The sequence below is a fragment of the Yunchengibacter salinarum genome (assembly GCF_037658235.1).
GTDB classification, from domain to species: domain Bacteria; phylum Pseudomonadota; class Alphaproteobacteria; order Sphingomonadales; family Kordiimonadaceae; genus Yunchengibacter; species Yunchengibacter salinarum.
The window spans coordinates 247,319-259,148 of the sequence record NZ_JBBJLN010000001.1 but is presented as its reverse complement, the minus strand read 5'-3'; the positions used below and the strand labels follow the sequence as shown (position 1 = coordinate 259,148).

Sequence of the window (11,830 nt, the reverse complement as noted above, 5' to 3'; positions counted from 1 at the left end):
CGGTGCCCCGTCCGGGAGGCTTCCATGACCCGATCTTCAGCCGATCCGACCCGCTCTTTCATTCGCCCGCTGGCGGGTGTTCTGGCCGGTGCGCTGGCGCTGGTCCTGTCCGCGTCGCCGGTGTTGGCGGACACCGATTTCGGCGGTCTTTATGTGGGGGCGGAAGCGGGGCTCAGTTCCATCGACATACAGGGCGACGGTACGCCCAATCTGGATGCCAGCGATCTCAAATATGGCGGCCTGATCGGCTATCGTCTGCATCTGCCCATCGGCATCGTGGCCGGGGTGGAGGCGCGGATCGACCAGTTCGATGCCGTGGTGCGGGACCCGTCCGTGGGCGACATCGTGGCCGGGCGCGAATGGGCCTTTGACGCGCTCGGCGGCATCGCTTTTGAAGACGCGCTGATCTTCGCCACGCTCGGCCTGGGGGACGCCAGGGTGCTGGTGCGCGATGGCGGGTTCGAGGAACGCGACAGTTCCACCGCCACGCGGCTGGGCCTGGGGGTGGAATACGGCATCCTGCCGCTGGTTTCCCTGCGCGGCGTGGGGCGCTTCATTTCGTCCGACGTGAACACCGATGGCCTGGACCTGTCGGTGGATCAGTGGTCCCTGTCCGCCGGGTTCATCGTGCGGTTCTAAGGGGGGTGATCACCCCGTTATTTTCAGGGCGTTGATCCGGGCGCGGGTTTCGTCCGGGCTGGCAATGGTGCGGCCCGTTTCCTCCGCCATGGCCACCAGGGCGGCGATCATCTCGCCATTGCTGCGGGCCTTTTCGCCTGATGGCAGATAGAAGCTGTCTTCCAGCCCGGTGCGCAGATTGCCGCCCAGTTCCGCGGCCCGGCGGTGGACGTCCCAGATTTCCTGCCGCCCGATCACGGTGGCGGCCCAGGGTTCGCCCGCCCGGTGATAGCGGATCAGCAGCGGCAGCAGGTCCGCATCGGCGGGCATACCGCTGGCCACCCCCATGACGAAATTGTAATCCGCATGGGGCACCATGCCGTTTTCCATATACAGCCCCACGCTGCGCACAATGCCCAGATCGAAACATTCGAATTCCGGCACGATCTGGTGGTCGCGCATTACGTCCACAAAGGCTTTCACCTTGTCCACCGGATTGTCGAACAGCATGGGCGGCCAGGCCCACTCGCCGTTCCGGCGGGTTTTCAGATAATTCAGGCTGCCCGCATTGCAGGCCGCCATTTCCGGCCTGCACGCCTTCAGATAGTCCAGCACATGGCCGTAATCATTGCCGGGCACGCCGGTGGTCATGTTGATAAGCACGCCGGGGCAGGCATCCCGGATGGCGTCATTGATCTCGGCGGCAATGGCCGGGTCGAAGCTGGGTAGGTGTCCCTTGCCGGGTCGCTGATCCCGATAATGCACATGCATGATGCTGGCGCCCGCCTCGAAAGCGGCGCGGGCTTCGCTGGCCATTTCCTTGGGTGTGACCGGTACCGGATGCTTTTCCGGGTCGGTCAGCACGCCCGTCAGCGCGCAGGTGACGATGGCCCGATCATGTGGGGTGTCGCTCATGTCGTCAGGTGTGTTGTCATTCATGGGTGGGCTCCCTGGTGGAGGTTTCCGGGTCCGTCGCCGCCACGATGCGGGCCAGCACATGCCCGCCCGCGACCTGATCCCCGGCGCGGGCGGTCAGGTCGTGCAGTATGCCGTCCAGCGGGGCGGTCAGGGTGTGTTCCATCTTCATGGCTTCCAGTGTCAGCACCGCATCGCCCTTTGTCAGCGCGGCGCCGTTTTCGGCATGGATCGCGGTGACAGTGCCCGTCATGGGGGCGGTCAGCGCGCCGTTTGCCGCCCGGTCGCCTTCAGCCGGTCGGCGGCTGATGTCCCGGTAGCGCCGATGATCGCCCCGCGTCCAGACATGGAGCGTTTCGCCGCCGCCGGGGTCCGCCACCCGATGCCCGGCGCCGGTCAGCCGCGCGCCATCCAGCCGCGCTTCCAGCGCGTTACCGTGGCGGGAAAGCGCCCTAAGGTCATGCGCGCGGCCATCCGGCAGGGTCAGGGTAAAACCATTTCCGTGCGGCGCCACGCCCAGCACATGGATATGGTCCCCTTCCGCCAGTGCCAGGGTGAAACCGGGGCCGGCAAGGCCGCCAAAGCCGGACAGCGGGTCATCCGGCGCCCAGTCCAGCGCCAGCAGGGCGGCCAGTGCCAGCAGGGAAGATTGCCGGTTCGGGTCGGGGGCGGTCAAGGGCGCCATATGGTCGGCGATCAGGCCGGTGTGCGGCGTGCCTTCGGCCATGTCCTTCAACAACAGCAACCGCCGCAGAAAGGCCAGATTGCTGGCGGGCCCCAGTAGCACCAGATCGCCCAGGGCGCGGTTCAGCCGCCGCAGGGCTTCGGCTCGGTCGCGGCCATGGGCGATGATCTTGGCCATCATGGGATCATAGGCGGTGGGCACCGTGCCGCCGCTGGCGATGCCCGCATCCACGCGGATGCCCGGCCCGGCGGGCGGGTTGAACAGCGGCACTGGCCCGCCGCCCCCCTGAAAGTCGCGGGTCGGGTCTTCGGCATAAAGCCGGGCTTCCACCGCGTGGCCGTCAAGCCGCACATCATCCTGTGTCACCGGCAGCCCCGCGCCCGATGCCACCGCCAGTTGGCAGGCCACCAGATCGAGCCCGGTGATCGCCTCCGTCACCGGGTGCTCCACTTGCAGGCGGGTGTTCATTTCCAGAAAGGCGATGCGGTCTTCCGCCGGATCATACAGAAATTCCACCGTGCCCGCGCCGCGATAGCGCACCGCTTCCCCCGCCTTGATGGCGGCATCCAGCAGGGCGGCGCGGCTTGCATCCGGCAGGCCGGGGGCGGGCGCTTCCTCGATCACTTTCTGATGGCGGCGTTGCAGGGAACAGTCCCGCTCATGCAGATGCAGCACCCGGCCCGTGCCGTCGCCCAGTATCTGCACTTCCACATGGCGCGCCTTCGCCACCGCTCGTTCCAGGATCAGGCGCCCGTCGCCAAAGGCGCTTTCCGCCTCCCGCCGGGCGCTGTCCAGGGCATGGGGAAGGGCGTCGGCCCCGGTCACAAGCCGCATACCCCGGCCACCGCCCCCGGCCACAGCCTTGACCATCAGGGGAAAGCCGATGCGCCGGGCTTGTGCGGTCAGGGTTTCATGGCTCTGGTCGGCGCCGTCATAACCCGGCAGCAGCGGCACGCCCGCCGCCGCCATGGCCTGTTTGGCGGCGGCCTTGTCCCCCATCAGGCGGATGGACTCCGCCGTGGGCCCGACCCAGACCAGCCCGGCGGCGTCCACCGCTTCGGCAAAATCGGCGTTTTCCGACAGAAAACCATAGCCGGGATGCACGGCATCCGCCCCGGTGGCGCGGGCCGCCGCGATCAGGGCCGCCTGGTTCAGATAGCTTTCCGCCGGGGCCGCCGGGCCGATGCAAACGGCCTGATCGGCCAGGGCCACATGGGGCGCATCGGGTTCCAGATCGCTGTGCACGGCCACTGTCTCATAGCCTTCATCGCGGGCGGTGCGGATCACGCGCGCCGCGATCTCGCCGCGATTGGCCACAAGCAGCCTTGTGAAGGGGCGCATGGTCATGGGCGGGCCTCATCCGGGGGGGTGTCCGCCCCCGATTCGGCCCCCGTTTCAGCTTCCGTTTCAGCCCAGTCGGGTGTGTCCTTGTTCAGAAAGGCGCGCAGGCCCTCCTGCGCCTCGGATCGGCCCATGGCCGTCATGAAGGCATCCGCCGCCGCGTCCAGCGTGGCTTCCGTCACCTCCGCGCCGGTGCGGTTGATCAGTCCCTTGGTGACCGCATTGGCTTCCGGTGCGGTGCGGCGGATATTGCCCAGATGACGGGCCAGCGCGGTTTCAAGCGCCGCGTTGTCTTCGGCGGTCTCATCCACCAGGCCAAGGGCATGGGCGCTTTGTCCGTCATGATGGCCGCCCAGCAGGGCCATCTGCCGGGCCCGGATGCGCCCGATTCGCGCGGCCACGAAGGGGGCGATCTGGGCCGGTGGCAGGCCCAGCGTGGTCTCGCTCATGGCCATTTTCGCATCCTTTCGGGCGATCACCAGATCGCTGACCGCCATCAGCCCCACCGCGCCGCCAAAAGCGGCACCGTTCACCAGGCTGATCAGCGGCACGGGCAGCCGGTCCAGCATCATCAGCAGGGCGCCAAAGGCCCGGTTGGCCTTTTTCAGCCCGTCCGCATCGCGGGAAAAACGGCTGAGATCACCGCCCGCTGAGAAGCTGCCGCCCGTACCGGTGAGCACCAGGGCGCGCACGCCGGTCTGGCCCAGCGTGATGGCGGTGGCCAGCGCGGTCAGATCGTCCACGGTCTGGCCGGTCAGGGCGTTGCGCTGGTCCGGTCGGTTGAAGCGGGCCACCAGCGCAAAGGGGTGGTCCGGGTGCGCTCGCGCGGTCATTTCCGAAAGCGTCGGCAGGTGGGCTGTGTTCACCATGATCGCACCTCAACCCTTGCGAGGGGGCAGGGTGCCCATCAGCTTGCAGATGATGGACAGCATCACCTCGTCGGCGCCGCCCCCGATGGAAGCCAGCCGCCCGTCCCGCCACTGGCGGGTGATGAGCGTTTCGTTCATGAAGCCCATGCCGCCCCAGTATTGCAGGCATTTGTCGGTCACTTCCCGCATCAGGCGGCCCACCTTCAGCTTGGCCATGGAGGCGAGCTTGGTCACGTCCTTGCCCGCCACCATGTCCTCCACCGCTTTCCACGTCAGCGCGCGCAGCAGTTCCACTTCGGTCTGCAATTCGGCCAGGGTGAAATGGACGGTCTGATTGTCCAGAATGCTCTGACCGAACGCCTTGCGTTCCCGCGTATAGGCAATGGTGTCGCTGATCGCCTTTTCCAGCGGGATCAGGGCCGACAGGGCGCCCCACAGGCGCTCTTCCTGAAACTGCATCATCTGATAGGTGAAGCCCATGCCCGGCTCGCCGATCATGTGATGGGCGGGCACGCGCACGTCCTCAAAGCTGAATTCCGCCGTGTCGCTGGATCTCATGCCCAGCTTGTCCAGCTTGCGGGCAATGTGAATGCCGTCCCGCAACGCCCCCCTGTCGTCCCTCAGCGGCAGCACGAACAGGGTCTTGTTGCGGTGGGGGTGGTCGCCGTCCGTATTGGCCAGCAGGCACATCCAGTCCGCCTGTGTGCCGCTGGTGGTCCACATCTTGCCGCCATTGATGATATGATCGCCCCCGTCCCGGCGGGCGGTGGTGCGGATGGATGCCACGTCCGACCCGGCGCCGGTCTCCGACACGCCCAGGCAGCACACCATATCCCCCGCAATGGTCGGGGCCAGCCAGTCACGGCGCAATGTTTCGCTTCCGAAACGGGCGAGCGCTGGTGTGGCCATGTCCGTTTGAACGCCGATGGCCATGGGCACGCCGCCGCAGGTGATATGGCCCAGTGCCTCCGCCACCACGGCGCCGTATGACCAGTCCAGCCCAAGGCCGCCGTTTTTCTCCGGCTTGGTGACACCCAGCAGCCCCAGCGCGCCCAGTTCCCTGAACACCTCATGGGCGGGAAAGATGCCTGCTTCCTCCCACTCAGACACATGCGGATTGATCCGCTTGTGGATGTGCTTTTCCAGCGTGTCGGCGATCTGGCGGTGTTGCTCTGTCAGTTGCATTCGTGATCAGGCCCTCCCCCGGCCATGTGTGATGATGTTACAGGCGCGGCACACCCATATGGCTTGGCCGCGGCTGGCGCCGGTCCCCCTCCAGCGCGGTTTCAAGGGCCAGACCCAGAACCTGCCGGCTGTGTCTGGGATCGATCAGGCCGTCGTCCCACAGCCGCGCCGTGGCAAAAAGCGCGCGTGATTCGGCCTCGTACTGGCGGATCACGCCGTCAGCCATGGCGGCCAGCGCTTCCTCGTCCGGCTCGATCCCCTTGGCCCGTGCCCCGGCCCGTGCCACTTCGCGCATGGTGCCCGCCGCCTGCTCTCCGCCCATCACCGCGATGCGGGCGTTCGGCCAGGAAAAGATGAAGCGGGGGTCGAAGGCCCGGCCACACATGGCGTAATTCCCGGCGCCGTATGCGCCGCCGATTTGCAGCGTCAGCTTGGGCACGGTCATGTTGGTGACCGCCTGAATCATCTTGGAGCCATGCTTGACCACGCCGCCCTGTTCCGCTTCCCGGCCCACCATGAAGCCGGTGGTGTTTTGCAGGAAGATCACCGGGCGCCCCGTCTGGCAGCAAAGCTGGATGAACTGGGCGGCCTTGGCGGCGCCGTCCGGGTCGATCGGGCCGTTATTGGCGATGATACCCACATCATGGCCGAACAGGCGGGCCTGGCCCGTTAGTGTATGGGGTCCGTAACCGGCGCGGAAATCCTCAAAGGCGGAACCGTCCACGAGATGGGCGATCACGCCGCGCGCGTCATAGGGCTCCTTCGGGTTGACGGGCACCAGATCCAGCAGGCCATCCGGGTCGTGCAGCGGCGCGGCCACGGCGCGTTGCGGCGCGGGCCGGTCCCAGTTCAGCCCCCGGACCACGGCGCGCGCGCGGATCAGGCCGTCGGCGTCACCCTCGGCCAGATAGTCCACGGTGCCGGCCCGGTGATAGTGCATGTCCGCGCCGCCCAGCTCTTCTTCTTCGGCCACTTCGCCGGTGGCGGCCTTCAAAAGCGGCGGCCCGGCCAGATAGATCCGTGCCCGGCCCCGAACGGCGATCACATAATCGCTCAGCCCGGTCTGATAGGCACCGCCCGCGGTGGACGAGCCATGCACCACGGAAATCACCGGCAGCCCCCTGGCCGACATTCGCGCCAGATTGGCAAAGGTGCGCCCGCCCGGCACGAACATGTCCGACTGGCGGAACAGATTGGCGCCCGCGCTTTCCACAAGCTGGATCAGCGGCAGATTGTTTTCCAGCGCGATGGCCTGAAGCCGCAGGGTCTTTTGCATCCCCATGGGGGTGGCAGCCCCGCCCTTGATGCCCGCTTCGCTGACCAGCACGGCCACGCGCACGCCTTCCACGAATCCGATTCCGGCAATGCAGCCGCCGCCGGATATGGATTTGTCGCCGTCATCGTCGTGCATTCGGTAGCCCGCCAGCGCCGACAGCGGCAGAAAGGGGGCGCCCCGATCCAGCAGCAGGGCCAGCCGGTCCCGTGGCAGCAACTGGCCGCGCTTTTCGAATCGGGGGCGGGCGCGGGCGGATACCTCCGCAATGCGTGTTTCCAGCCCGCGCACCTCGTCGATCAGGGCCAGATGGGCGGCCCGGTTGGCGGCGCGGCGGTCACTGTCCGGCAGGCTGGGCTGCAGGACGGGCATGGGCATCTCCCGATTCCCGGTGGTCGCTATAAAACAATTCGACCATATTGTTTTTTTACAGTAGGGTGCTGACAGGGCCGCCGTCAAGCCTCTCCGGCGTGGCCGGCGGATTGGCTGGACGGATTGAGGGCCAGAGCGAGGGGAAATTTCCGGCGTGACCCGCAAAGAGATTACAGAGCCTGAAACCCCGCCGCGCCCCGGGGCGCGGCAGCGCCGCAAAAGCGCGGACATGCGCCAGCGCGTGCTGGTGGCCGCCACCCATGCGCTGGCGGAAGATGGTTATGAGGGCACGTCCATCAAGCGGGTGGTGGTTCGGGCTGGAGTCAGCCAAGGGGCGCTGCAATATCATTTCCCCAGCAAGGAAGAGCTGATGGCCAGCGTGGCGGCGCGCCTGCTGGCCCGTGCCGTGCGCTGGGCCGAGCAGGCGGGCCGCGAGCTTGCCGGGGAACCGGATGCCCTGGCGCGGCTGATTCGCCGCTCCTGGGCCGAGCAGTTCCGCACGCCCGATTATGCCGCCCTGCTGGAACTGATGACCACGGCCCGCACCGATCCGGCGCTTCGCGCGCGCATCGCGCCGGAACTGCGTGGCTGGTATGATGAGTTCGAGGGCCTGATCGGGGGCGCGCTCAGGCCGCTGGCGGCGGACGGGGAAGCGCTGGTGACCATCACCACCATTTCCCGCTGCCTGATGAGCGGCCTTCTGGTGCAGGATATGATCGCCGGGCGGGAAGCATCCGTGCCGGACATTCTGGACCGCTGGATCGCCATGGTGTCGGACTGGCTGTCCGCCCGCGCGGCTGGCGGCGCCAATAGCGGAAAAGGGATGGGGGAGTCATGACGGATCACGGCTATGACAGCCTTTTCAGGCCGGGCCTGTTCGCCGGGCAGCGCGCCATTGTCACCGGCGGGGGCAGCGGCATTGGCCGCTGTATCGCCCATGAACTGGCGGCGCTGGGCGCCCATGTGTGTGTCACCGGGCGCAAGGCGGAAAAAGTGCAGGGGGTGGCGGCGGAAATCGCCGAGGATGGCGGCAGCGCCACGGCCCATGCCTTTGATATCCGGGACGAGGACGCCGTGAAGCCGGCGGTGGCGGCCATGCTGGAAGGCGGGCCGATCCGCTATCTGGTGAACAATGCGGGCGGGCAGTTCCCATCCCCCCTGCAACATATTTCCAGGCGCGGTTTCGAAGCGGTGGTGAGTACCAATCTCACCGGTGGCTTTTTGGTAGCGCGGGAGCTGTTCAACCAGTCTCTTGAGAAGACCGGCGGCGCGATCGTCAATATCACCGCCGATTTCTGGGATGGAATGCCGGTGATGGGCCATTCGGGCGCGGCGCGCGCGGGCATGGACAATCTCACCAAGACCATGGCGGTGGAATGGGCGCGCGCCGGGGTGCGGGTGAATTCCGTGGCGCCGGGCTGGGTGGCCTCCAGCGGCATGGACCAGTATGACCCAAGCTTTTCCCGCGCCATGGTGCCGGAAATGAAGCGTCATGTGCCCCTGAAGCGGCTGGCCACGGAGGCCGAGATCAGCGCCCCGGTGGTGTTCCTGCTGTCGGACGCGGCGGCCTTCATCACCGGCGCGGGGCTGCGCGTGGACGGCGGCGCCAGCCAGGGCCGCCCGATCTTTCCGCTGGAGGATGCCGGGCACGTCACCCGCTATCAGGGCTTTCACCGCTATGTGCCCCCAAAGGCGGTGCAGGAAATCGATCAGAAGGGAAAGGACACGCCATGACCGCCACAGCCTGGCATTTCGGCGATCTGATGGACCTGACCGCCCGCACCATCGACCCTGCCACCCCGGCCCTGGTGCATGACGGCGCGGTGACGGACTGGGCCAGCTTTGACAGGCGCAGTAATGCGCTGGCCCGCGCGCTGCTGGATGGCGGGCTCGTGCCCGGCGACAAGGTGGCCTTTTATCACCGCAACGGCACCGCCTATCCCGAATTGCTGGCCGCCTGCTTTAAGGCGCGGCTGGTGCATGTGAACGTGAATTACCGCTACCGGGATACGGAACTGGCCCATGTGATCGCCAATTCCGATGCTGCCGCGGTGTCGTTCGATGCGGATTTCGCGGCCACCTGTGATCGGGTGCGCGACCGGCTGCCCGCCGTGCGGCTTTGGCTGCAAAAGGGGGGAACGGCGCGCCCCTGGGCTCAGGATTTCGACCGGCTGGCCGGGGGCGACGGCACCCCGCTCGATCCGGGGCGGGACGGGCATGACGATACGCTGATGGTCTATACGGGCGGCACCACCGGAATGCCCAAGGGCGTGGTGTGGACCCATCATGCCCTGCGCAGCCAGCAGATCGCCGCTTTTTCCCGGCTGGCGCCGGTGCCTGATGACACGGACGATCATGCCCGCCTGATCCGGGAGCGTCAGGCCCCGACGCCCTTTTTCCCCGCCTGTCCGTGGATGCACGGGACGGGGCTTTCCACCGCGCTCAACGCGCTGGTGATGGGAGAGCCGGTGGTCACCGTGTCCAATGATCGCGGCTTCGACCCGGTGGCGCACTGGCGCGCCGTGGGGGAAAGCGGCGTGCGCCACATGGCCATTGTGGGCGATGCCTTCGCCCGCCCGCTGGTGGAGGCGCTGGAGAGCGGCAGCGCGGATGTGGCGGATGCCCGCGCGCTGGCCGTGCTGCTGTCCAGCGGTGCCATGCTCACCGCCGAAATCAAGGAACGCTTGCTGGCCCTGCTGCCGAATCTGGTGATCGCGGACATTTTCGGCTCCAGCGAGACCATGGGGTTCGGTGTGGCGCTCAGCCAGAAGGGCGCGGTGAATGCCACCGCCACGCTCAGCCCGGTGGAAGGCTGCCGCGTGATCCGGGAAGACGGCACGCCGGTCCCCCCCGGCAGCGACGAAATGGGCCTGATCGCCCATGGCGGCACCATTGGCAGCGGCTATTACAAGGACCGGGAAAAGACCGAGGCCACCTATCGCATGATCGACGGCGAGCGGCTGTGCATCCCCGGTGACTGGGCCATGGTGGCGGCGGATGGCACCATCACCCTGCTGGGGCGCGGTTCCGGCTGCATCAATACGGGCGGTGAAAAGGTCTTCCCGGAAGAGGTGGAAGAATGTCTGAAACGCGCGGACGGTGTGGCGGACGCGCTGGTGTTCGGCGTGGACGATCCGCGCTGGGGCAGCCGGGTGACGGCGGTGGTGGAAGGCACCGGGCTGGACCCGGAACGCCTGATCGCCCATGTGCATGACACGCTTGCCCCCTATAAGGCGCCCAAGGCTGTCTATCTGGTGGATCAAGTGCCCCGTGGCCCCAATGGCAAGGCGGATTACAAGGCGGCACGGGCGATGGCCACCGAACGGGACAGGCGCGCACGGGAAGGCGCCCGACCATGATGGATTTCGACACCAGCCGTCCGGTCTGCCCCCATATGGACCATAGCCACAATGCCTGGCGGGCGAGCGTGCGCGCCTTTGTGGACAATGAGATCATGCCGAACATCGACACCTGGGAGGAGGCGGGCGGCTTTCCCTTCGATCTGCACCGCAAGGCGGCGGATGTGGGGTTGATCGGGCTTGGCTACCCGGAAGACCTTGGCGGCTGGACCGACGGCGTGGACCGCTTTCACGGCCTGATCGCGGCGGAGGAACTCTCCCGCCCCGGCGCGGGCGGGCTGGTGGCCGGGCTGATGACCCATGGCATCGGCCTGCCGCCGGTGCTGGCGCTGGGGTCGGATGCGGTGAAGCAGGCCGTGGCGCCGCCCGTGCTCAGCGGGGACAGGCTGATCGCGCTGGCCATCACGGAACCGGACGGCGGGTCCGACGTGGCGGCCATCAAGACCCGCGCGCGCCGGGACGGGGACAGCTATGTGGTCAACGGGTCCAAGATTTATATCACCAGCGGAATGCGGGCGCACTGGTTCACCACCGTGGTCCGCACCGGCGGGCCGGGGGCGGAGGGGCTTTCCCTGCTGCTGATCCCGGCGGACAGTGACGGCGTCAGCCGACGCGACCTGAAAAAGCAGGGCTGGTGGGTCTCCGACACGGCGGAAATCTTTTTTGATGACGTGCGGGTGCCGACGGAAAACCTGTTGGGCGCCGAAGGGCGGGGGTTTGCGGCGGCCATGCGCAATTTCAACGGCGAGCGGCTGACCATGGCGGCGCAGGCGCTGGCGTTCGCCCGTGTCTGCCTTGAGGAAGCGGCGCGCTGGGCGGCGGAGCGAACAACCTTCGGCAAGCCCCTGAACCGGCATCAGGTGATCGCCCACAAGCTGGCGGACATGGCCCGCCGCATCCGGGTGGGCACGGCCTTTCTGGATCATGTGACCCACGCGCTGAACCGGGCGGAGCGGGACGGCACGCCGGAGCCCGCCGGGGATATCGCGCTGCTGAAGGTGGAGGCGAGCCAGACCATGGAATTCTGCGCCCGCGAGGCCATGCAGATCATCGGCGGGGCCAGCTATATGCGCGGCGGCCCCATTGGCCGCGTGGAACGCATCTACCGCGAGGTGCGTGTCAACGCCATTGGCGGCGGATCGGAAGAGATCATGAAAGACCTGGCCGCCCGCCAACTGGGCCTCGTGTGACCCTTTCCGGGCGCTGTGCGCCA

The 11,830-nt window shown here is 67.3% G+C and carries 10 protein-coding genes; 5 read left to right on the top strand and 5 right to left on the bottom strand.

The genetic code is table 11. The features are described 5' to 3' along the window. The first annotated feature begins 24 nt into the window (after positions 1 to 24). The gene (locus WGH93_RS01270; protein WP_374763027.1) at positions 25 to 639 is read left to right on the top strand and encodes a porin family protein; all 615 of its coding nucleotides are present in this window, start codon (positions 25 to 27) and stop codon (positions 637 to 639) included. Positions 640 to 648: 9 nt separating this feature from the next. Here the strand turns inward: WGH93_RS01270 and WGH93_RS01265 are convergent, their stop codons facing one another. The 5 genes from WGH93_RS01265 to WGH93_RS01245 are packed head-to-tail and all read right to left on the bottom strand — an operon-like array spanning position 649 to position 7,258. Then, entirely contained in the window at positions 649 to 1,557 is a 909-nt protein-coding gene (locus tag WGH93_RS01265) for a beta-keto acid cleavage family enzyme (protein ID WP_374763026.1), read from the bottom strand. Next, positions 1,550 to 3,565 (bottom strand): acetyl/propionyl/methylcrotonyl-CoA carboxylase subunit alpha, encoded by a 2,016-nt coding sequence (locus tag WGH93_RS01260; RefSeq protein ID WP_374763025.1) that lies wholly within the window; start codon positions 3,563 to 3,565, stop codon positions 1,550 to 1,552. Before WGH93_RS01260 ends, WGH93_RS01265 begins: the two co-directional genes overlap by 8 nt. Continuing rightward, complete coding sequence (locus WGH93_RS01255) at positions 3,562 to 4,428, bottom strand: enoyl-CoA hydratase/isomerase family protein (protein ID WP_374763024.1); 867 nt, start codon at positions 4,426 to 4,428, stop codon at positions 3,562 to 3,564. Before WGH93_RS01255 ends, WGH93_RS01260 begins: the two co-directional genes overlap by 4 nt. Before the next feature lie 9 nt (positions 4,429 to 4,437). After that, positions 4,438 to 5,613: an acyl-CoA dehydrogenase family protein gene (locus WGH93_RS01250; RefSeq protein ID WP_374763023.1), complete on the bottom strand. Its 1,176-nt coding sequence runs from the start codon at positions 5,611 to 5,613 to the stop codon at positions 4,438 to 4,440. Between the two features lie 37 nt (positions 5,614 to 5,650). Next, the gene (locus WGH93_RS01245; protein WP_374763022.1) at positions 5,651 to 7,258 is read right to left on the bottom strand and encodes an acyl-CoA carboxylase subunit beta; all 1,608 of its coding nucleotides are present in this window, start codon (positions 7,256 to 7,258) and stop codon (positions 5,651 to 5,653) included. 154 nt (positions 7,259 to 7,412) lie between these two features. On the opposite strand from WGH93_RS01245, the gene WGH93_RS01240 reads away from it, so the two are divergent. From WGH93_RS01240 to WGH93_RS01225, 4 genes are read left to right on the top strand one after another with little or no spacing between them, the layout of a single operon-like run. Then, a complete protein-coding gene (locus tag WGH93_RS01240) occupies positions 7,413 to 8,096 on the top strand; it encodes a TetR/AcrR family transcriptional regulator (RefSeq protein WP_374763021.1) in 684 nt (227 codons plus the stop codon). Then, positions 8,093 to 8,992, top strand: coding sequence for an SDR family oxidoreductase (locus WGH93_RS01235; protein WP_374763020.1), 900 nt, complete (start codon positions 8,093 to 8,095; stop codon positions 8,990 to 8,992). The genes WGH93_RS01240 and WGH93_RS01235 overlap by 4 nt, the downstream gene beginning before the upstream one ends. Then, entirely contained in the window at positions 8,989 to 10,617 is a 1,629-nt protein-coding gene (locus tag WGH93_RS01230) for an AMP-binding protein (protein WP_374763019.1), read from the top strand. The genes WGH93_RS01235 and WGH93_RS01230 overlap by 4 nt, the downstream gene beginning before the upstream one ends. Then, positions 10,614 to 11,807, top strand: coding sequence for an acyl-CoA dehydrogenase family protein (locus WGH93_RS01225; protein WP_374763018.1), 1,194 nt, complete (start codon positions 10,614 to 10,616; stop codon positions 11,805 to 11,807). The genes WGH93_RS01230 and WGH93_RS01225 overlap by 4 nt, the downstream gene beginning before the upstream one ends. Positions 11,808 to 11,830 lie beyond the last annotated feature (23 nt).